Source organism: Lysinibacillus sp. TE18511 (genome assembly GCF_054062295.1).
In genome coordinates this window covers 48,206-70,000 of sequence record NZ_JBSSFD010000021.1, presented here as the reverse complement: position 1 = coordinate 70,000, position 21,795 = coordinate 48,206, and the positions used below count along the sequence as shown (strand labels likewise).

22 protein-coding genes and 2 pseudogenes are annotated in these 21,795 nt (G+C 37.4%); 17 read left to right on the top strand and 7 right to left on the bottom strand.

The window, feature by feature from the left end; genetic code table 11:
* Window positions 1–379 precede the first annotated feature (379 nt).
* Window positions 380–1,942 carry a glycoside hydrolase family 10 protein gene (locus tag ACVWXS_RS15685; RefSeq protein ID WP_456958945.1) on the bottom strand — a complete coding sequence of 521 codons (1,563 nt, stop codon included), beginning with the start codon at window positions 1,940–1,942 and terminating at the stop codon, window positions 380–382.
* An 816-nt stretch (window positions 1,943–2,758) separates the two neighbouring features.
* Complete coding sequence (locus ACVWXS_RS15680; RefSeq protein WP_402986440.1) at window positions 2,759–2,995, bottom strand: hypothetical protein; 237 nt, start codon at window positions 2,993–2,995, stop codon at window positions 2,759–2,761.
* Window positions 2,996–3,398: 403 nt separating this feature from the next.
* On the opposite strand from ACVWXS_RS15680, the gene ACVWXS_RS15675 reads away from it, so the two are divergent.
* Window positions 3,399–3,677: a hypothetical protein gene (locus ACVWXS_RS15675; RefSeq protein WP_456958943.1), complete on the top strand. Its 279-nt coding sequence runs from the start codon at window positions 3,399–3,401 to the stop codon at window positions 3,675–3,677.
* Between the two features lie 141 nt (window positions 3,678–3,818).
* Complete coding sequence (locus ACVWXS_RS15670) at window positions 3,819–3,971, top strand: zeta toxin family protein (RefSeq protein WP_456958942.1); 153 nt, start codon at window positions 3,819–3,821, stop codon at window positions 3,969–3,971.
* A 492-nt stretch (window positions 3,972–4,463) separates the two neighbouring features.
* Here ACVWXS_RS15670 and mscL read toward each other — a convergent pair whose 3' ends face one another.
* Window positions 4,464–4,853 carry a large conductance mechanosensitive channel protein MscL gene (gene mscL, locus ACVWXS_RS15665; RefSeq protein ID WP_068984654.1) on the bottom strand — a complete coding sequence of 130 codons (390 nt, stop codon included), beginning with the start codon at window positions 4,851–4,853 and terminating at the stop codon, window positions 4,464–4,466.
* 347 nt (window positions 4,854–5,200) lie between these two features.
* Here mscL and ACVWXS_RS15660 point away from each other — a divergent pair, with 347 nt between their 5' ends.
* Window positions 5,201–5,344 carry a hypothetical protein gene (locus tag ACVWXS_RS15660; protein ID WP_456958940.1) on the top strand — a complete coding sequence of 48 codons (144 nt, stop codon included), beginning with the start codon at window positions 5,201–5,203 and terminating at the stop codon, window positions 5,342–5,344.
* A 38-nt stretch (window positions 5,345–5,382) separates the two neighbouring features.
* Entirely contained in the window at window positions 5,383–6,081 is a 699-nt protein-coding gene (locus ACVWXS_RS15655) for a lytic transglycosylase domain-containing protein (protein WP_456958939.1), read from the top strand.
* A 153-nt stretch (window positions 6,082–6,234) separates the two neighbouring features.
* Here ACVWXS_RS15655 and ACVWXS_RS15650 read toward each other — a convergent pair whose 3' ends face one another.
* From ACVWXS_RS15650 to ACVWXS_RS15640, 3 genes and pseudogenes are all read right to left on the bottom strand, one after another.
* Window positions 6,235–6,492: a GlsB/YeaQ/YmgE family stress response membrane protein gene (locus tag ACVWXS_RS15650; protein ID WP_068984652.1), complete on the bottom strand. Its 258-nt coding sequence runs from the start codon at window positions 6,490–6,492 to the stop codon at window positions 6,235–6,237.
* A gap of 116 nt (window positions 6,493–6,608) precedes the next feature.
* Window positions 6,609–6,815 (bottom strand): annotated as a pseudogene (locus ACVWXS_RS15645) (isochorismatase family protein); the annotation flags it as partial.
* A 235-nt stretch (window positions 6,816–7,050) separates the two neighbouring features.
* Entirely contained in the window at window positions 7,051–7,197 is a 147-nt protein-coding gene (locus ACVWXS_RS15640; RefSeq protein ID WP_456958937.1) for a hypothetical protein, read from the bottom strand.
* Between the two features lie 582 nt (window positions 7,198–7,779).
* On the opposite strand from ACVWXS_RS15640, the gene ACVWXS_RS15635 reads away from it, so the two are divergent.
* The 10 genes and pseudogenes from ACVWXS_RS15635 (at window position 7,780) to leuD (ending at window position 19,699) form a co-directional block, all read left to right on the top strand.
* Complete coding sequence (locus ACVWXS_RS15635; RefSeq protein WP_456958936.1) at window positions 7,780–8,955, top strand: amino acid deaminase/aldolase; 1,176 nt, start codon at window positions 7,780–7,782, stop codon at window positions 8,953–8,955.
* Window positions 8,943–10,265, top strand: coding sequence for a D-arabinono-1,4-lactone oxidase (locus ACVWXS_RS15630; protein ID WP_456958935.1), 1,323 nt, complete (start codon window positions 8,943–8,945; stop codon window positions 10,263–10,265). Before ACVWXS_RS15635 ends, ACVWXS_RS15630 begins: the two co-directional genes overlap by 13 nt.
* A gap of 345 nt (window positions 10,266–10,610) precedes the next feature.
* Window positions 10,611–12,281, top strand: a complete 1,671-nt coding sequence (gene ilvD, locus ACVWXS_RS15625; RefSeq protein WP_427421624.1) for a dihydroxy-acid dehydratase — start codon at window positions 10,611–10,613, stop codon at window positions 12,279–12,281.
* A 458-nt stretch (window positions 12,282–12,739) separates the two neighbouring features.
* Window positions 12,740–14,506 (top strand): biosynthetic-type acetolactate synthase large subunit, encoded by a 1,767-nt coding sequence (gene ilvB, locus ACVWXS_RS15620; RefSeq protein ID WP_456958934.1) that lies wholly within the window; start codon window positions 12,740–12,742, stop codon window positions 14,504–14,506.
* Window positions 14,503–15,018: an acetolactate synthase small subunit gene (gene ilvN, locus ACVWXS_RS15615; protein ID WP_456958933.1), complete on the top strand. Its 516-nt coding sequence runs from the start codon at window positions 14,503–14,505 to the stop codon at window positions 15,016–15,018. The genes ilvB and ilvN overlap by 4 nt, the downstream gene beginning before the upstream one ends.
* A gap of 98 nt (window positions 15,019–15,116) precedes the next feature.
* The gene (gene ilvC / locus ACVWXS_RS15610) at window positions 15,117–16,151 is read left to right on the top strand and encodes a ketol-acid reductoisomerase (RefSeq protein WP_368636778.1); all 1,035 of its coding nucleotides are present in this window, start codon (window positions 15,117–15,119) and stop codon (window positions 16,149–16,151) included.
* Window positions 16,147–16,245: pseudogene (locus tag ACVWXS_RS15605) on the top strand (hypothetical protein); the annotation flags it as partial. The gene ilvC and the pseudogene ACVWXS_RS15605, both read left to right, overlap by 5 nt.
* Before the next feature lie 302 nt (window positions 16,246–16,547).
* Window positions 16,548–17,648, top strand: coding sequence for a 3-isopropylmalate dehydrogenase (gene leuB, locus ACVWXS_RS15600; protein ID WP_374966297.1), 1,101 nt, complete (start codon window positions 16,548–16,550; stop codon window positions 17,646–17,648).
* A gap of 16 nt (window positions 17,649–17,664) precedes the next feature.
* Entirely contained in the window at window positions 17,665–19,074 is a 1,410-nt protein-coding gene (gene leuC / locus ACVWXS_RS15595) for a 3-isopropylmalate dehydratase large subunit (protein WP_456958932.1), read from the top strand.
* A gap of 34 nt (window positions 19,075–19,108) precedes the next feature.
* A complete protein-coding gene (gene leuD / locus ACVWXS_RS15590) occupies window positions 19,109–19,699 on the top strand; it encodes a 3-isopropylmalate dehydratase small subunit (protein WP_427520550.1) in 591 nt (196 codons plus the stop codon).
* Window positions 19,700–19,895: 196 nt separating this feature from the next.
* Here the strand turns inward: leuD and ACVWXS_RS15585 are convergent, their stop codons facing one another.
* Window positions 19,896–20,096 carry a hypothetical protein gene (locus ACVWXS_RS15585; RefSeq protein ID WP_456958931.1) on the bottom strand — a complete coding sequence of 67 codons (201 nt, stop codon included), beginning with the start codon at window positions 20,094–20,096 and terminating at the stop codon, window positions 19,896–19,898.
* 175 nt (window positions 20,097–20,271) lie between these two features.
* Here ACVWXS_RS15585 and ACVWXS_RS15580 point away from each other — a divergent pair, with 175 nt between their 5' ends.
* Genes ACVWXS_RS15580 through ACVWXS_RS15570 form a run of 3 tightly spaced genes read left to right on the top strand, consistent with a single transcriptional unit; the run spans window position 20,272 to window position 21,650 of the window.
* On the top strand, window positions 20,272–20,865 hold the full coding sequence (locus ACVWXS_RS15580) for an MFS transporter (protein ID WP_456958929.1): 594 nt from the start codon (window positions 20,272–20,274) through the stop codon (window positions 20,863–20,865).
* Window positions 20,866–20,886: 21 nt separating this feature from the next.
* Window positions 20,887–21,483: an MFS transporter gene (locus ACVWXS_RS15575; protein ID WP_402986470.1), complete on the top strand. Its 597-nt coding sequence runs from the start codon at window positions 20,887–20,889 to the stop codon at window positions 21,481–21,483.
* The gene (locus ACVWXS_RS15570; RefSeq protein ID WP_368636783.1) at window positions 21,480–21,650 is read left to right on the top strand and encodes a DUF2197 domain-containing protein; all 171 of its coding nucleotides are present in this window, start codon (window positions 21,480–21,482) and stop codon (window positions 21,648–21,650) included. The genes ACVWXS_RS15575 and ACVWXS_RS15570 overlap by 4 nt, the downstream gene beginning before the upstream one ends.
* Window positions 21,651–21,795: the final 145 nt, after the last annotated feature.

The following is a 21,795-nucleotide window of genomic DNA, read 5'->3' as shown; positions in this document are numbered from 1 at the left end:
ATAAATTGCCTGACCTTTACCGAGATTGTGTTAACCACAACTCATTTGAGCCAGGAACGTGTCGCACCAAGTAAAGCACCCGTTAGCCATCCATGAAGCGTAAAATTTAGAGATAAATTGCACATATTTTAAGTGCTTTTTTGCACCCAATCGTTCAAATAGTGTTGTTTTAAAATAAAGTTTGATCAAAAATTCTTCACAGGTCAGCATTTTACGATAAATAAAAAGAATCCATTTTGAAAAAAGATTGATCAAAATGGATTCTTATCCCTCAAATTTAAGATTGGTTTTTATAAAAAAATCGATTATTTTCTACCAATAGGCTTTGGATCTACAGGTTTTTCTGGTTGCTCTGGCCCTTCAGGTGTTGGCTCTATTGCTACTGGTAAGGATTTCCGTCTTTTAGAACAAAAGCAGTTTTACTTTCCACACCTGTAGCAGATATAGACTTTATACCATATGTGTATACTTTATTATTTTTTGCAATAGTATCTACATAAATAGTATTACCTTGTGTGTTATAAACCACGTCTACTATATTTTTAACGTCTTCATATGATCCTTCTTTTGTTCCATCAAATCGGTATATTACATATTTCCTTGGTTGAGTACTATTTTCATCTGTAATAGTAAGCTTCGTGCCGAAAGACTCTTTACTCAATTTAACATCAGTTGGACATAAAGGTATTGCAGAGTCTTTCCAATAAATTGTAGGTGTTAAAGCTTTATAATTGTATAGTTGCTGATTTAGATAAGAAGCATATCCAAGAGCGTTATTGTTAATACTTCTTAGAGAAAAATGCATTTGTCCTTGAGCATTTTTATTTGCTCTGTTGGCGATTACTTGGCTGATAAGTTCCGTCTTATTATTCCATGCAGTATCAGAATCATTTCCAACTTTATGATTGGCCATGCCAATATATAGATTAACAGGATGGACTTTTGCGTACGTTTGAACTTCTTTTCCCCACCAATCTAATAAAACAGAGTAATTTGCTGCTTTATGATTTCTGGACCAATAGATTTGAGGAGCAATATAATCGATACTTCCATCTTTAATCCACTGTCTTGTATCAGCATAAAGATCATCGTAGTTACTCATTCCATTCGTGTTACTACCAGTAGAATCTTGCCCTTTGTTTCGCCAGATTCCAAACGGAGATATTCCATATTGAACATGAGGTTTAATTGCCTTAATGTTTGTATAAACCTTTTTTACTAATTGATTAACATTATTTCTGCGCCAGTCTTCAATATTATTGAATGAGCCACCATACTTTTTAAAAGTTTGTTGATCTTGAAAAGTCTCTCCTTTTATTTTATAAGGATAGAAGTAATCATCCATATGTACAGCGTCGATATCATAGTTGCTTACTAATTCTTCTATGGTTGATAATAAGTAATTTTGAACTTCCGGCAAACCAGGATCTAAATAGTATTGTTTACCGTATTTCACTACCCAATTAGGATTTTTACGGGCTACATTATCGGCAGCAAGATTAGACAAAGATTGCGAAGGCATAGTGACCCTATATGGGTTTACCCAAGCATGAAGTTCTAATCCTCGCTTATGCGCTTCGTCCAGCATTATTTGCAATGGATCAAAACCCGGATTGGTCCCTTGTGTATTGCCTGTTATATACGATGACCATGGAGCAAGCTTAGACGGGTACAGTGCATCATTTAATGGCTTAACTTGAAAAATAACTGTATTAAAGTTATCAGCTTTTAATTTGTCTAAGGTACTTTGAACCCATTGAGTATATTGGGTTTTATTCATACCTGCCTTCATATCAATATTAGATACTGTTGCAATCCAGGCTGCACGCATTTCATTTTGAGGTAGTGAATTAGCTGTAGCCTTTTGATTTGTAAAAACAGGGAAAAGTAAAAGTAAAACAAAAAAAGTTACTAAGCACTTTCCAAAAAAATTTTTAAACATAATAATGAAATCTCTCCTTTTAATTCTCAGCTATTAAAACCTAGCTGTTACTATAACCTAAGTAAACACCATATCAGCCTATTCTATAAAAGTAGGAACTGATTTAATCCTTCCAAAAAGTACCTTACAGTAATTGGGTCTGTAGCATTTTGTTGGCAGGGCTCTCTATTGGTAATTTCAATTGTTTGCGAAGCTCGTTGGAAAATTTTATTCTTGATTCTTCGCTCACTATATAATACCACAAACACCCAATTATTCTCCCTTCTCCGGTAATTTCCATTTGTTTAATATTCTTGACGCCAATTTTATGAGAGCGTTGAATAGCAATCATTTGGTCAATTGTTAAGTTCGTTGGATAAAGTGGACCATACGGTGGAAGGATTGGAAGAAATTCTTCACAAGATAAACATCAATTTTAACATAAATGTCCAATAAAAAATCATCTCAAAGGATAACTAAAGAGATGATTTTTATCAAACTTTATTACAAATTATCAATCTTTATTATAAACGATCAATCTTTTTTACAAAGCTACAAATAGACGTTTTAATTTTGTTATAAATACAAATATAAAGAGCGTATTTTGAAAAAACTTTGTTCAAAATACGCTCTTATTTAATCGACTATTTTTTATAAAAGTGTGGTTAATTTTATGCTCTTTATTCAACTAAACTGCCCCGTTAGCCATCCATGTAGCGCAAAAACAGCGCTACATCACAGAGAATGAAAGATTATTACGTTTCTTTCATGGGAGTTGAATAAGAAAAGAGCTACTTGACAGCTCAACGTTTTTACATAAGACAGATGTTAGAGCAATCATAAATCTTCTTTTTTGATACCGAAGAATAAAAATACGATTCCAATTACAAAAAAGATAATAGTAAATAAATTATCTGAATTATAGAAGGAAGGGGTTACTGGTACAGTATCATATGAACCCGTATTCGTTTGAGCAAACCAATAAATATATGCAACTAACCGTTCAATTGTAAAAATTATACCGCTTGTTAATATGAACACAGAACCTAAAATAAAACTTGTTTTTCTATTCAAAACAATCCTCCTTTTTCTACTTTTATTAAAAATTGTTAATCTTTATTATAAACGATCAATCTTTTTTGCAAAGCTACAAAGGCGGCATTTGATTAAATCGGCTTGTCTCAGGCATCGAACCTTCGCAAGCCGATTGTATGATAGCAAAGCAATCATGCAAGATTTTTAAATGAAGAATTATTGTCTGGAGCTGAAGCAGCGTCGATATTAGAAATATCAACGGCCAGGCTAGGGTAATTGGTGAAAGATGGAAAAAATAGTTGCTAAAGAACAGCCTAAAATGTTCTTAAAAAGCATGCTACTGGAGAAAAAGGATGACTCGAATTACTTCGGAAGAAATATAGACCATATGAATAATTGATACCTGGTTGTAGTTTCTTTAAAATGAAAAGGGGTGTTAAAAATGGAAAAACCTTTAAATTATGTACATACTTTTAAAATCGAGCTGTTAAATGAATTTTCTAATGGTGTCCATGCTCGTTTAGTGAATTTTATTATCAAAAGTGGTATCGATAAAAATGATAAAAATAATTTTTATGTTGCCTTGTTAGATCAGTTTGTTAAAATGCTGAATCTAGATCTCTTTAAAATGTCATTTGAAGAATTAGAAGCTTTAGAGGGCTATTGGAAAAATATGAACAGTTACATTAAAGAAATTAAAAGGGGAAATCCAGGTGGATAAAATGGGCTTATCATATTTTTCTGAAGATGAATTTAAAGAGACTTTAAAGTTTGCAATAGATAAGTTAAGTGAAAATAAGACGTCACAAAAAAGCCTGTTGCTTTCCTTTTAGGTGATCGAGCTGGAGCAGGGAAAACGACTTTGCATGCAATTATTAAAGATAAATTAAATAATAATGTAATTACTATAGATAATGACACGTTTAAACCTTTGCATCCAAACTTTGATTTATTGGTTGAAAAATACGGTAAGGATTATGTAGCGCATGTTACGCCTTTTTCAAATAAAATGTAGCGCCTGAAGATCAGGAATTATTTCAGAGACATATTGACGGTGAATTGGAAATTGAGGAAGTAACACAGATGTTGATTGATAAATACAAAGAATCTCCTAAAGCTCTGAATGATTAATTTCAGAGCTTTTTGATTCATTATTAGGGAGCGTGATATTTATGAATGATCCGTACTAAATACCAAATAGTTTTGTATGAAAAAACAAATTGAATATTACTAATCAAGAAAAATTAGATTTGGCTGAATCTGCTATCTCTAAAGCTATACTTCATTCAATTCTTGATGAAGTAGGAATATTTTTGAAGAATTAGGTTTGCGATACAAGTGTGTAGTGTTAATATTTTTATATAAACACTACACATTTGTAGATACAGCAAGCGTGTTTAAACCATGGAATTTGCGTCCTTAAAGGGATATATATCTTAAACAAAAAGAATCTGCCTATTTCCTCGGTTTATCCAAGGAAAAAAACAGATTCTTATTTAAATATAATTTAAGCTTGCTCTTTTTTTAATAAATCTCGAATTTCTTTTAGAAGCTCTTCTTTAGCATCCAATTCTGGTGCTGGTTCCTCTACAACAACCTCTTCTTTTTTACGAGTTAACTTTGTCATAATTCGTAATGCCATGAAGATAGCAAAGGCAATTATTAAAAAGTCAATGATTGACTGTAAAAATACACCTAATTGAATTTTCGCTTCGCCTGAACCATAAACAAAGCTTTTTGTTAAATCAATACCACCAGTTAAAACACCGACTAACGGCATAATGATATTTTCAACTAAGGAGGTAACAATTTTACCGAAAGCACCACCAATTACAACTGCCACTGCTAGATCGACAATATTGCCTTTCATAGCAAATTCTTTAAAGTCTTTCCACAAAATAAATTCCTCCTATTTTTATCCTTATAAAATAATCAAACTATATTTTACTATATTTTTCCCTTTCTTTTCAACTATTATTAAAGTGGTAAACATATACTGAAAAATCTACTACATAAAACGGAAATTTTGGTAATATAGAAATAGATTATCAGTTGTGTTGATTAGGAAAAATAGATTTATTATTGAGCGATATAAAAGATTTTTTTGTTGCTGTTTTGTAAATATATACCCATTTTAACTGATTGTAGCGTAGGGCTACTCGAGTGCTCCTGCCGCTTCGCTTACGTCGTAGAGCAAAGCTTCCCGCGTAAAAGAGAGACAGACGAGACCCTGGGGCCAACACGATGTTGGTCACGAGGGCATTGTCACAGGACGTGACGCTCTTAGCCTTCGTTCCTTTAGCGGAGGAAGCGGCTCGGCGCTCGCTCGAAGAAAAGCGAGTAGCCCGTAGCGGAAATCAGCCTATTCGAATGTATAAAAATGGTTAATCAACACGCCTGATAGAATACAAGATTAGGTGTGACATATGGCGAAAAAAAAGAAGAAAAAACCGATGCTATCGTCTTCCGCCCAATTGGGAATGATAGCATTATTAATACCAATAGCGATAACTGTTTATGTATTCGCTTTTTTTGCATGGAAGGAGCTACAAACATTACCGATATTTGAAGATTTAGCGCAACAAAAGGCAATAGAAGAAATTCAACAAAATTTCGATATGGAAATTCCTGAGCAGTATATTCCCATTTATGTAGAGGCGGAAGAGAAATACGGTGTACCATGGACTTTACTTGCCGCCCATCATCGAATTGAAACACGCTTTTCCACGATGAAGTCACTTGTTTCACCAGCCGGGGCAGAAGGTCATTTACAATTTATGCCCTGTACATTTGTTGGCTGGCAACATCCTTCATGCTCTGGACTCGGAAAAGGAGATATACCGAAAGCTGAATTAATGAATCCAGTAACGATAAAAAAATATGGTGGTTTTGGTGTAGATGCTAACGGGGATGGCGTTGCGGATCCTTATGATATTGAGGACGCTATATTTAGTGCAGCGAATTATTTAGCGAAAAATGGTGCGGCAGATGGTGATGTGAAGCAAGCCGTTTTTCAGTACAATCACAGTGATGAATATGTTGAAAATGTGTTATATTATTTCAATTTATATAATGATTATCATGATGAGCTAAAGGAAGCAGTCGTTTTAAATAAAAAAAAGTAAAGTGCCATCAAAAAGATACATAAGTAGGTTTACGTTCCATTTCAGGACTCGACACCCATAAGAAAGCGAGTTAATTATTCTCATCATTTCCTTGAACCAGGTTTGTCAAAAACAAATAAAGAGCCATCAAAAAAGATGGCTCTTTATTCATATTTAGGTTGCTTTGTGCATACTTTTTAAAATAATGCTTACAATGAAAATCAGCACGATAGCACCAATTAATGCTGGGAATACGTAAAAATCACTAACTTGCCAACCCCAGTTCCCAAGAACCATACTACCGATCCAAGAACCGACAATCCCTGCAACAATATTTCCAACGATGCCGCCAGGTACATCTTTACCTATAATGACGCCTGCTAACCAACCTAAAAGCCCGCCAATGATTAAATACCAAATGAAGCTAATCATTTTTTTCATCTCCTTAAAATTAAGATATAATGGCGATTGCTTAGTTATGCCCTGAAAGGAACAGATTAAACGCGGCTAGCTTCTTTGGTAATCATTACAATTTCGCGAAATGGTTTTTATGACTTAACAACTGTTGCGCCTAACGTATGCTCAAAATGACGTAATGCCCATTCATGACCTGCAGCATCAAAACTTGCAACATCATCTGCATAAACAACCGTTGAAATGCCCAAATTATAAACATCAACTGCTGTATGTAAAATACAAATATTAGTACAAACGCCAACTAAATGAATTTCTTTGATACCTCTTTCATTTAATAAAATCGATAAGTTTTATCTTCATTCAGCTTAAAACTCCCGCCTCTAAAGGTGTGAGATGAATGCGAATGTGGTTCCTTTTCAGTGGTGTCCAAACACTTACTGAAATGGAGGAACCAAGTCTAAGAGCGTAACATCCTGTGGCATTACCGAAATTGACCGACATCGTGTTGGCCCTCGTGCGGACCTGGGCACAATTCAAAATCCGGCCGCATTGTTTATCTGCGCGAAAGAAGCGTCAGCCGCAAATGTTTTCTGTAGCGACAGCGGCAATTACGCCAAGGCGAAATGGATCTAATGCTTGACCGGGCTCACTACATGTTAGTTTTCCATCAGTAGCTACAAAATCATACGTATAATCAACAACTAATAGAGCCTTTTTCAACTTTTTCACTCTCCTAATAGGTATAATTTCACTTTTTTATGCCATATTTGGGCCTGTTTGTCAGAAAAATGATTCTATTTTAATATTAAGAATAGTTTGAAAATTGTTTTTTCTGAGAGTATAATGTGAAAAAAGGAGAGTGTTTTATATGAATATGACAGCTATGAAACGTTTAAATCGACAAGGATTTCTTATTGCAGGCTTACATTTGTTAGTGATGTTAAATATAGCAGCAGATTTTTTATTAGCCTCGTAATCTCTTAAATAAAATAGAAAGGTGAGTTAAATGCTTGTCCAATTCTAAAACAACCGTGAAGACAAATTAGATTATGTCCACGGTTGTTTTTTATTGTCTTGAGAGAATTTGTGCTCATCACCCAAAATTATGGATGACATTTGTTAAGACATATACCTTGTATATAAGTTAATTGGAGTGTAGGTTGGAGGCCCCAGTCGGAACGGAAATAAACCAAACGTTATGATAATGAACCAGAATTTGCATAGAGGACACTAAATAGCACCTAATAAAAGGAATGTCTCTAACGAATATCAGATATATAGTACAAAAAGAGGAGTGATAGGATGACAACTAGATTTGATTGCGTGTTCTGTGAACTAGAGCGTCCATTTGCTTGGTTGGACTTTGATGCACTAGATAACAACATTACAACTGTACACAACGCTTGTGGGGAGAAAAATATTCGCCTTGCTACGAAATCAGTTCGTTCTGTAGAAATATTACGCTATTTACAAAAAAATCTCCCAAATGTGACGGGATTTATGACGTTTACTGCGGCAGAAACAATATTTCTACTTCAACAGCATTTAGATGATTTACTACTAGGATACCCAGTGATGGAAGAAGCTGCTGTTCGTCAGTTATTGCACTTTGTAAAAGAGGGGAAAACTGTCACTTTTATGGTGGATAAGCAGGAACATGTCGAATTTTTGGCTGAGCTAGGGCAAGAGCTTGGCGTTCGTACGCGTGTATGCATTGATATTAATGTATCCAATGATTTTAAGCTCCTTTATTTTGGTACAAAACGCTCTTCACTTCATTCACTTGAGCTACTAACACCATTTCTCGAATATATTAAAAATCAACCATTTATTGAAGTAGTGGGTGCGATGGGCTACGAGGCTCAAATTGCAGGAGTCGGTAATCGTCCGGCAAATACAGTTAAAGGAAGAATTATAGAAGTCATGCAATTGCAAGCAAAAAAGCAAGTTACCCAGTTTCGTAGATTAGCAATTGCTCATGTAAAAGCGTATTTTCCAAACTTACGTTTTGTAAATGGTGGTGGCTCAGGAAGTATGGCCTACACGGCACAACAGAAGGAGGTAACAGAAATTACGGTGGGTTCCGCGTTTTATGCACCAGCTTTATTTGACCAATTTACGCATTTACAGCTTGAAAAAGCAGCTGGATTTGCTTTAAGGGTAACAAGAAAACCAGAAAAAAATATTGTTGTTTGTCATGGTGGAGGTTATACAGCGTCGGGTGCAATCAGTACTGATCGATTACCTGTATTCTATGAACCAACCTTTTTTTCGTATCTCAGTTTAGAAGGAGTAGGAGAAGTTCAGACACCCGTGAAAGTTAATCGTAAAAAAGTTACTGTGGGCGACACGCTGTATTTTCGACATGCGAAGGCTGGTGAATTGTGTGAAAGATTTCAAGTGTTACATGGAATTAGAGGGGACAAGTATATAGGAACTTATACAACCTATAGGGGGGATGGACAATGTTTTCTATAGATAAGTGGAAAAATGGAGAGAAGTGGACGAACTGGGCTAATAATGTCATCTCATATCCGTCCGAGATGTACTTACCTCAATCCACTGAAGAAGTTACAAAAATCGTGAAGCATGCACGTGAATCAGGAAAAACGATTCGTGTAACAGGTGCAGCTCATTCCTTTAGCGCTGTTGCAATGCCTGAGCATATAGCACTTTCTTTACATAATATGCGTGGGCTCATAGCTGTGAATAAGGAGAAGCAAGAAGCGACACTTTGGGCTGGCACGTATTTATATGAAATAGGACCATTACTTGCGCAGTTTGGCTTTGCTCTTATAAATATGGGGGATATTCAGGAGCAAACGATTGCTGGAGCGGTGTCAACAGGTACCCATGGAACAGGTGTAACACTAGGTTCGTTATCCTCAACTGTAACAAAATGGGGTTTTGTAGATGGTACAGGTACTTATAGAGAGCATACTAGAGGAATGGATGATTTATCGGAAGCTTTACATGTTTCACTTGGCATGCTTGGTGTGCTTGTGCAAGTAACGATTAGGGTGATGCCGCTATACAGCTTACATTATGTGGGCACCAGAGATACTTTAGCAAATGGACTGACAATATTTTCTGAAGATATTCGACAACATCGACATGTTGAGTGGTTTTATTTCCCTGGTAGTGAAACCATTCAAGTGAAGCGCATGAATGCTGTAGCACCTGTTTATCAGAGTGATTGGAGTAAGAGAATGGAAACATTGAAACTTCAGATAGTAGAAAACGGTGCTTTTTATGCTATTTCAGAGCTTTGTAAATGGAGGCCTTCATTAAGTGGCGCAATGAGTAAATTAGCGGCAGCCAATGTTGTTGAAGGTGAGAAAACCGGGATCAGTTATGAAATTTATCCGTCTCCACGTAGCGTAAAATTCCAAGAAAGTGAATATGCTATTCCATTAGCGCAATTTGAGGCGTGCATGGAAGAGATACACGCAACCTTTAAAAAAGGAGTTTTTAATGTACATTTTCCGTTAGAATGTCGGACAACGGCAGGAGAAGCAGGTTATTTAAGTCCTACCCAAGGACAAGAATCAGCATTTATTGCCTTTCACATGTATAAAGGACTGCCGGAAGAGCCTTATTTTGAATGGGTCCATACGATGATGAAAAAATATAAAGGACGACCACATTGGGGCAAACAAAATCATTTAACGGCTAAATACGTGTATGAGTTATATCCAGATATCGAAAAATTTTTAGAAATTCGCAGTCAATATGATCCTGATCATGTGTTTTTTACAGGCTACTTAAGAAAATTATTCACATTGTAAGTGTAATCTTATGATCTAGCTAACCAATTGCTTTCGAAGAATTTAAAAGATTATTGAAAAAATTTAAATTTGAACGAAATGTCAAAATATTTATCAAATCGAGATAAAAGTGATGCTTAGTCAGCATGAAAACGATTTCAAAATTTATCGGATTGTTTGAATTGTTTAAATAATTCGAAAAATAGTGTTGACGAGACCTTTTTTTCGTACTATGATTACAACAATTTAACACGTTCGTTACAGCAGTTAGTTGTCTTTAAGGCAATTAACATATACACAAATACAAAATAGACAGAACATTTTGTATAAAGCAACGAACATAGCAATAAATGAGGGGCGTTTAAAATGAGAAGTGACATGATTAAAGTAGGCGTAGATCGTGCGCCACATCGAAGTCTTTTATATGCAACAGGCAAAGTAAAAGCAAAAGATTTAGGCAAGCCATTTATTGGGGTTTGTAATTCTTATATCGACATTATTCCAGGTCACGTTCATTTACGGACATTTGCTGATGTTGTCAAAGAGGCCATTATTGAAGCGGGTGGTATTCCATTCGAATTTAATACAATCGGTGTAGATGATGGTATAGCAATGGGTCATATAGGTATGCGTTATTCATTACCAAGTCGTGAAATTATCGCAGACTCTGCAGAGACAGTTATTAATGCACACTGGTTTGATGGTGTATTCTATATCCCAAACTGTGACAAGATTACACCTGGAATGTTAATGGCAGCAGTTCGTACTAACGTACCATCAATCTTCGTTTCTGGTGGTCCAATGGAGGCTGGTACTTCTGCTACAGGCAAGCAACTTTCATTAACTTCGGTTTTTGAAGGTGTAGGGGCTCTTAAATCAGGAAAAATGTCAGCTGAAGAGCTGTTAGATATTGAAAACAATGCATGCCCTACATGTGGTTCATGTTCAGGAATGTTTACAGCAAACTCTATGAACTGCTTAATGGAGATGCTAGGAGTAGCATTACCAGGTAATGGCACAATCGTAGCTACTTCTGAAGAACGTCATCAGCTTATTAAAGAAGCTGCTAAACAATTAGTCCGTATGATTAAAGAGGACATCAAGCCACGTGACATTATTACAAAAGAAGCAATTGATGATGCATTTGCACTCGATATGGCGATGGGTGGTTCGACAAACACAGTCCTCCATACATTAGCAATCGCCAATGAAGCTGAAATCGATTATAACATTGAAGATATTAATAAAGTTGCAGAGCGTGTTCCATATCTAGCAAAAATTATGCCTGCTTCAGATATTTCAATGGATGATATTAATAAAGCAGGTGGCGTTAGTGCCATCATTAATGAATTGACATCTATTCCAGGTGCTATTCATCCTGATCGTCCAACAGTTGCAGGAGTGACAATGGCTGAGCTTGTAAAGGATTATCAAATTATAAATGATCAAGTTATTCGTACGAAAGACAATCCTTATAGCCCGGTTGGTGGTTTATCGGTGTTATTTGGCAATATCGCTCCGCAAGGATCTGTTATTAAAGTAGGAGCTGTAGACCCTTCTATTAAAGTATTCAGAGGCGAAGCAATTGTCTTTGATTCGCAGGAAGCAGCACAGGAAAATATCGATAATGGGACAGTTAAAGAGGGTCATGTAGTCGTCATTCGCTACGAAGGACCTAAAGGTGGCCCAGGGATGCCAGAAATGCTTGCACCAACTTCTGCAATTCAAGGGCGTGGTCTCGGAACAAAAGTTGCATTAATTACTGACGGTCGTTTCTCAGGTGCATCTCGCGGTATTTCAATCGGTCATATTTCACCAGAAGCAGCAGAAGGCGGTCCAATCGCTTTAGTAGAAAATGGTGATACGATCACAATTGATCTACCAAATCGAACAATCAATTTAGAAGTTTCAGATGAAGTATTAGCTGAACGTCGTGCAAAACTACCGGTATTTGAACCGAAAATTAAACGCGGTTGGCTAGCAAGATATTCAAAATTAGTAACAAACGCTTCTACAGGTGGCGTTATGAAAATTTAATAAGTTAAAGCGTTGATGAGGTTAAAGGTTCTAGAGCCTTGTATTTACCAGAGAGCCGGTCGTGCTGGAAGCCGGCGATACAACTAGATCTGACATCCCCTCGGAGCGAGCTATTAAACGCGTTTTCGCCATTAGATAGCTCCGGGCATAATCGAAGTGCTCGTTATTAATGAATAAATGATTTATGACACGGTATTGAATGGGAATTTTCTCGTATGGGTGCATAAATGCTTACATTTATTCACGAGGTAGCAATTATTTGCTATAAAAAAGGGTGGTACCATGGAAAGTCTTTTTCATCCCTACGTAAGGTAGTTCTTTGCGTGTGGAGAAAAAGGCTTTTTATTATTTTTGACGATGTTAGCAAGAGTCCCTTTTCAAGGAGACATCCAGCTAGTGACACTTCAATGATGCGCATCGCTAATGTGAAATTGAATGATAAGAAGGAGGCAGATTTGATGAGTGCGAATGTTTCTATCAATGAAAAAGAAGAATTAGCAACAACAGCAAAAGTTGAACAAACCTATCAAGCGAAAGATGGTGCGGACGTATTAGTGCAAGCATTGCATGAACAAGGCGTTGAAATTGTTTTTGGTTACCCAGGTGGAGCGGTACTACCAATCTATGATGCAATGTATAAAAATCCGGTTCGCCATATTTTAACTAGACATGAACAAGGTGCAATCCATGCAGCGGAAGGATATGCACGTGTTTCCAATAAACCTGGTGTTGTAATTGCAACGAGTGGTCCGGGGGCAACAAACCTAGTAACTGGTATTGCTGATGCGATGATTGATTCCATCCCATTAGTTATTTTCACAGGCCAAGTAGCAACGTCCGTAATTGGTACAGATGCTTTCCAAGAAGCAGACATTATGGGAATTACAACACCAATCACAAAGCACAACTATCAGGTGCAGGATGTCAATGATATCCCACGTATTGTAAAAGAAGCTTTCCATATTGCAAGCACTGGTCGAAAGGGCCCTGTTGTTGTGGATTTCCCGAAAAACGTTTCCCAAATGTTATTTGATGTGGAGAATCCACCTCAAGCACCTGAAGAAATATATTTACCGGGTTATCAGCCAACATACAAACCCAACTATTTACAAATTCAAAAGGCTATTCAAGCAATTTCATTGGCTAAAAATCCACTAATTTTAGCTGGAGCTGGTGTACTCTTTGCAGATGCACGTGAGGAACTAACAGCATTGGCTGAGAAATATCGTATCCCAGTAACGAACACTTTATTAGGGCTTGGTTCAATTCATGGAGAACATGAATTATTCATCGGAATGGCTGGAATGCATGGAACTGTAACAGCGAATACAGCTATTACAAAATCAGATTTATTGTTGAATATCGGTGCGCGTTTTGATGACCGTTTAACTGGTGATTTAGCAACATTTGCTCCGAATGCAACGATCGTACACATTGATATTGATCCGGCAGAAATTGGAAAAAATGTTCCAACCGATATTCCAATTGTTGCAGATGCCAAAGAAGCATTAAAAGCATTATTGAAAAAAGACTTCAAGGGTCCGGATACAACAGAATGGCTAACATTCTTAAATAATCATGCAAACGAATATCCATTATGGTATAGCAAGAAACCGGGCGATAAAGAAGTTTTACCGCAGGAAGCATTAGAGCTTGTGCATAAAATTACAGAAGGTGACGCGATTGTCACTACAGATGTTGGGCAGCATCAAATGTGGGCTGCACAGTATTATCGCTTAAACAATGATCATGGATGGGTAACGTCTGGTGGACTTGGTACGATGGGCTTCGGTTTCCCAGCTGCAATTGGCGCCCAGTTTGCGAAGCCAGACAAAAAAGTTGTATCCATTGTAGGGGATGCAGGATTCCAAATGACTGCACAAGAACTTTCTCTGCTACAAGAATTCAACTTACCAGTAAAAGTGGTGATTTTAAATAATAGCTGTCTTGGAATGGTACGCCAATGGCAAGAGACGTTCTATGAGGAGCGTTATTCATCATCGCTAATGCCGATTCAACCAGATTTTGTTAAATTAGCTGATGCATATGGCATTAAAGGCTATCGAATTGACACAATCGACGAGGCGGAAAGTATTTTCCGTGAAGCACTACTTTCTGATGAGCCAGTGTTAATTGATTGTCGTGTGAAACAGTTGGAATGTGTTTATCCAATGGTAGCACCAGGCAAAGGCTTACATGAAATGATTGGGGTGAAAAAGAAGTGAAACGAGTAATTACAGTAACAGTGATTAACCAGAGCGGTGTGTTAAACCGTGTAACAGGTTTACTTATGAAGCGTCAATTCAATATTGAATCCATCACAGTTGGTCATACTGAACAGCCAAACTTCTCGAAAATGACTTTTGTTGTACACGTAGAGGATGAGTGTAAAATTGAACAGCTAGTGAAGCAATTATCAAAGCAAATTGATGTGCTGAAGGTCAATGACATTACAGATAAATCAATCGTATTACGCGAGTTAGCACTTGTGAAAGTAATTTCACCACCAAACTTACGACTGGAAATGAATTCAATTGTCGAACCATTCCGTCCACTAATTATTGATACAGCGAAAAACGTTGTCACATATCAAGTAGTAGGACATCCAGATAAGATTGATGCCTTTATTGAACTAATTCGACCTTATGGTATTAAAGAATTAACGCGTACAGGAGCTACTGCATCAGTACGTGAAACACAAAAAATCTCAAATACGCAGCTCTCTATTTTAAAATAGTTGGCATATAAAATGGATCGCTTTAGATGTATAGCACTTTTTGGTACCGTGCATCTAGAGTTGAAAAAAATAAACCCAAATCTAGGAGGAAACAAACTATGGCTACAATGTACTATGATCAAAACATCAACGAGGAAGTATTAAAAGGGAAAAAAATCGCAATCATCGGGTATGGCTCACAAGGTCATGCACATGCATTAAACCTTAAAGAATCAGGATTCGATGTAGTAGTAGGAGTTCGTCCAGGCGGATCTTTTGATGCAGCAAAAGCGGATGGATTAGATGTAAAAACTGTTGCTGAAGCAGCACAAGAAGCAGATGTGATCCAAATTTTACTTCCTGATGAGCGTCAAAAAGCTGTATATGAGGCTGAAATCGCCCCTCATCTTGAAGCAGGTAAAGCACTTATGTTTGCACATGGCTTCAACATTCACTTCGGTCAAATTACACCACCTGCAGATGTTGACGTATTCTTAGTTGCACCGAAAGGTCCAGGACACTTAGTGCGTCGTCAGTTCCAAGAAGGTGCTGGTGTACCAGGCTTATTCGCAATTCACCAAGATGCAACTGGTCAAGCAAAAGATATAGCTCTTGCATACGGTAAAGGAATCGGTGCTGCGCGTGGTGGTTTACTTGAAACAACGTTCAAAGAAGAAACGGAAACTGATCTATTCGGTGAGCAAGCAGTACTTTGTGGTGGTGCTACACAATTAGTAAAAGCAGGTTTCGAAACATTAGTAGAAGCTGGTTACCAACCAGAGTTAGCATACTTTGAAACACTTCACGAATTAAAATTAATCGTTGATCTAATGTTTGAAGGTGGTATGGCAACAATGCGTTACTCAGTATCAGATACAGCTGAGTGGGGTGACTATGTTGCGGGACCACGTATCATCGATGACTCTGTAAAAGCTCGAATGAAAGATGTATTAACAGATATCCAAGATGGTACATTCGCTCGCCGTTGGATTCAAGAAAACGAAAACGGTCGTCCAGAATATACAAAATTCAAAGAAGCGGGTGCAAATCATCAAATCGAAGAAGTTGGTGCAAAATTACGTGCTATGATGCCATTCATCAACGAAGGTAAGGAAAAAGTTGTGAGAGAAGTAGCTACAAGTGTGAAAAATTGATCTTTTCGATACAACACTTCGCGACGGCGAACAATCTGCTGGTATGAACCTAAACACAGCAGAGAAAATTGAGATCGCCAAGCAACTGGGGCGCCAGATGTATTAGACGCATCAGTAAAAGCGTATTTAAATGCTATTAACCGTCATTTAATTCAAGCAAGCCTTCGTGCACAGCCTGAGAGTTAATTGATTAGTAGGCAACTGGTAAATGTCACAGATTTAGATGGAAGTGAATGGTATTAGCGTACTTCACATTCCAGACGCAATTAGGCCGTTGTGTATTTTAAGCATTCCAATTACGCAAAGACGTAGTTGATGACTCTCATCTATAAATATAGGTGAGAGTCTTTACTAAAATAGCGGATTCAACGCTATACAAAGAAAGGTGTTTTGACGATGGAGAAAAAAATTACAGTACTTCCTGGTGACGGAATAGGACCAGAGGTTGTTGCTTCTGCTGTTCGTGTATTACAAGTAATTGGTAAGCGATTCAACCATACATTCCATTTAGGTTATGCAACAATCGGGGGCGCTGCCATCGACCAACACAATAATCCACTGCCAGATGAAACAATCGAGATGTGTGAAAATAGTGACGCTATTTTACTTGGAGCTGTTGGTGGGCCGAAATGGGATCATAACCCACCTGAATTACGTCCAGAAAAAGGATTATTACGTATTCGTAAGCACTTTGACTTATTCGCAAATCTACGTCCAGTAAAGGCGTTCCCGAGTTTACTAGATGCTTCACCATTAAAACGTGAAGTAGCCGAAAACGTCGATTTAATGATTGTACGTGAACTAACAGGCGGCGTGTACTTCGGGGAACCACGTATGCGTACTGAGAATGGCGCGATTGATACAACGGTTTACTCAACTGCAGAAGTTGAGCGTATCGTTGAAAATGCCTTTGAATTAGCACGTTTACGTGGAGGCAAATTATGCTCTGTTGATAAAGCAAATGTACTTGAAACAAGTCGTTTATGGCGCGAAGTTGTAGAAGCGAAGAAAAGAGATTATCCAGATGTACAGGTGGAGCACAATTTAGTAGACTCTGTTGCGATGAAATTAATTACAAACCCTAGCCACTATGATGTGGTAGTTACTGAAAATATGTTTGGGGATATTTTAAGTGATGAAGCATCGGTCATTACAGGTTCTTTAGGTGTATTACCATCTGCATCTATTCGTGGTGATAGTTTTGGTCTATATGAACCAGTACATGGCTCCGCACCAGAAATTGCTGGCCAAGGTGTAGCGAATCCAGCAGCAACCATTCTTTCAGTTGCCATGATGCTACAATATTCATTTGGCTTAAAAGAAGAGGCAGCAGAAATTGAACGTGCTGTCAGTGCAGTATTTGATGATGGCTATTTCACTGCAGATCTTGCGCGTGATGGGGATCGTATACTATCTACAAACGAATGGACAGATAAAGTAATGAATGAGATTGATACTAGCTTTGTTTCGGAAAGCATTATGACAACATACATTTAGGAAATAGGTGAAGATGATGGGTAAAAATATAATTGAAAAGATTTGGGATAAGCATATTGTTTATCAGGAAGAGGGCAAACCGGACCTGTTATATATTGATCTCCATTTAATTCATGAAGTAACTTCTCCGCAAGCTTTTGAAGGTCTAAGGTTAAACGGACGTCAAGTACGTCGCCCAGATTTAAGCTTTGCAACAATGGATCATAACGTACCTACAAAAAATCTACCAACGATTCATGATCCAATTGCACGTAACCAAATTGAAACGTTAGCAAAAAACGCTGAAGAATTTGGCGTTGAGCTTGCAGGGATGGGGCACCCTGACCAAGGAATCGTTCACGTAATTGGACCAGAGCTAGGTTTAACTCAACCTGGTAAAACGATTGTCTGTGGTGACTCCCATACTTCTACACACGGTGCTTTTGGAGCGATTGCCTTCGGTATTGGTACTTCCGAGGTAGAACATGTATTGTCAACGCAAACGTTATGGCAAAACAAGCCGAAAACAATGGAAATTCGTGTAGAAGGTGAGCTTTCTGTAGGGGTAGCTGCAAAAGATATTATTTTAGCGATTATTTCTAAATTCGGTATCGGTGTCGGCACAGGACATATTGTGGAATTCACTGGAGAGGCTATCCACAAGCTTTCTATGGAAGAACGGATGACAATTTGTAACATGTCGATTGAGGCAGGTGCAAAGGCAGGACTAATTTCCCCTGACCAAACGACTGTTGACTATATCCGTGGACGTAAACATGCACCACAAGGAGAAAAGTTTGGGGAAGCAGCAGATTATTGGTTAAGTTTAGCATCCGATGAAGACGCAACATATGATACAGTTCGAATCATTCAAGCAGAAGAAATTGAACCAATCATCACTTGGGGAACGAATCCGTCAATGGGTTCAGGTGTTTCAAGTAATGTTCCAACACAGGCAGATTATGAAGATGAGTCAGATAAAGCCGCTCTTCGTAAAGCACTTGCCTACATGGGCTTAGAGGAAGGTCAACCATTAACTTCCATCGATATCCAACACGTATTTATCGGATCTTGCACAAACTCACGCATCAGTGATTTACGTGCAGCAGCGAATATCATCAAAGGACGTAAGGTGCATGAGAATGTAACAGCTATCGTTGTACCAGGTTCACATTCGACGAAAAAACAAGCAGAAGCAGAAGGATTAGATAAAATCTTTTCAGATGCAGGCTTTGAATGGCGTGAGACAGGTTGCTCCATGTGTCTGGCGATGAATGATGATGTAGTACCAGCTGGTGAACGCTGTGCATCAACATCAAACCGTAACTTTGAAGGCCGCCAAGGAGCTGGTTCTCGTACACACTTAGTATCACCGCCAATGGCAGCAGCGGCAGCAATTGCTGGTCACTTTGTGGATGTTCGTGAATTCGTAAAGGAAACTGTGTAATGGATGTTGATTTACACGGAAAGGATGATTGAAAATGGAACCAATTAATATCGTAAATAGTGTGATAACACCACTTGATCGTAAAAATGTCGATACAGACCAAATTATTTCGAAAGAGTTTTTAAAGCGTATTGAGCGTACAGGTTTTGGTCAGTATTTATTTTACCATTGGCGTTTTGATGCAGATGGTAATGAAATCAAGGACTTTGTGTTAAATAAACCTGAATTTAAAGACTCCAAAATTTTAGTAGCACAAGATAACTTCGGCTGTGGTTCTTCTCGTGAACATGCACCGTGGGCAATCTTAGATTACGGCTACAATGTAGTGATTGCACCATCATTTGCAGATATTTTCCATAATAACTGTTTCAAAAATGGGATATTACCAATTAAGCTAACAGAAGCAGAGTGTGATGAAATATTAGCTAAGGGCTTAGAAAAACCGTACATGGTGGAAGTCAATCTTGAGGCACAAACAGTAACGTGTGAAGATGGGGTAGTGTATCATTTTAGCATCGACCCTTACTATAAAGAAACACTGTTAAATGGTTGGGATGAAATTGCCCTAACCTTTAAATACGAAGAACAAATAGCTGCTTACGAAGCAAAACGTATTGCCTATTAATCGTTGATGCGATTTCCTTTAGACTGAAGACATACTCGATGATGTCTTCAGTCTTTTTATCGTTTTTTTTATTCCCGACAGAAGACTCCTACTTCAAGGGATGTGAAGTGGGATATCGTTCAAAGCACACCCGAACACTGAATGATCAAAGCTCATAAATGCGGAGCCTTCTAATTATTAGGATGGATAAAAATGGTCAATCAACACACCTGCTAACATCGTGTTGGTGTTGCTGTCGCTTCGCTTTCGCACAGAAAAAACATGTTGCTGTCGCTTCGCTTTCGCACAGAAAAAAACGTGTTGCTGCCGCTTCGCTTTCGCACAGAAAAAAACGTGTTGCTGCCGCTACGTTAACACTGCGCTTTCGCACAAAAAACATCTGTTGCCCCAATGCCACCGGACGCAATTATGTCGAGGTATAATTGATAAGTTAATGTTTTGTAAAAATACACAACAAATTAATGCAATATTTTGATAATATATTTATGAGGAAATAAATGGATTGTTTATTAGGGGGCAGTGAAACGATTCGGATGATGATGAGGCTAGTTATTTTGAAAGGGGGAACTATCATGAATATCATTCGAAAATACAGTCTGTTAATTGGGGGCTTAGGTTTTTCCAATTTAGGGAACTGGATTTACCTCGTTGCGCTTAATTTATTTGTATGGCATTTAACACAATCACCTACAGCGATGGCCGGGATCTTTATCGTCGGTCCTATCGCTAGAGTTTTAACCAACTTGGTCGCAGGCTCTTTCATTGATCGTATGAATAAACGCAAGTTGATGATTACAACTGATATGATACGAGGTGTTATCGTTTTTTGTATGCCGTTTATGGAATCTATTTGGCTCATCTATGCGCTGTTGTTTTTAGCAAATATGGCGAGTAGTTACTTTGGACCTAGTAGTACATATTATATTACAAAATTTATTCCCTCAGAAGATAGACAACGATTCAACGCAATACTTGGCACGTTCAATTCAGGTTCGTTTTTAGTAGGTCCAGCACTAGCGGGTCTTCTCATCATGCTTTTTAATACAACAGTTACAATTTGGTTCAATAGCTTTACATTTTTTGTATGTGCGATAATTATTTACTTATTACCTGATGTAGATGATGTGAAGGAAACTTCGAGGCAACGTATTACTTGGCAAATATAAAAAAGTGATTATGTAACTGTAGTGGCTTTCATCCGACAAAATCCATTATTTATTACGATTTATTTATTGTTCCAAAGTGCGTTAATGATTGCATTTGCGCTTGATTCTCAAGAAGCGACATTTATAAAACAAGATTTAGCTTTATCCGATAGCATATATGGAGCTTTTGTGAGTATTGCAGGAGCAGGAGCAATTTTAGGTGGATTGGTTGCTGCTAGCTTTGCGAAAAAATGGTCTACCCGTTCATATATGGCTTTTGGCTTGTTCTTGACAATGCTGTTTTATACAGCCTTTTATGCTTCGACATCAAGTATATTGGCATGTGTAAGTTTTATTTTTCTAGGCTTTTTTATGGCATTTAGTAATACAGGTTATGAAACATTTTATCAGCAAAATGTACCACCAGAAATGATGGGGAGATTCGGTAGTATTTCAAATATATTTCAAAATATTTTACAAATTACCTTTACGTTTCTATTAGGTCTGTTTGCAGAATTATTTACGCTTCAAATGACTGCAATTATTTTAGGTATTATAAGTATTATATTTTCGGTTTCATTATGGTTTGTGCTATATTCCAAAAAAATCCACATAGGTTTAAAGGAGGAAACACTATGATTAGTTATTCGCTTCGTTGTATTTTTTGTAAGGAAACATTTGAAGTGGTAGAAGGATCAAAGAAATATAGACTGTATAAACAAAATATGCAAGGGAAATTTTCCTGTGAAGATTGTGATCGAAGAATTGAATTAGAGGCAAGGAAAGGTTTATTGGGAAAACTATAAATTATGTATTGAAATAATTAACTTCACTTTTATTGTAGACTTTTTTAAAGACAGCTTTAGGTAATACCCATTAAAAAAGCTGGAGAATATCAGATGAGAAGCTAAATACTTCATGCAAAATAATCAAATGTAAATGATCCTGTCT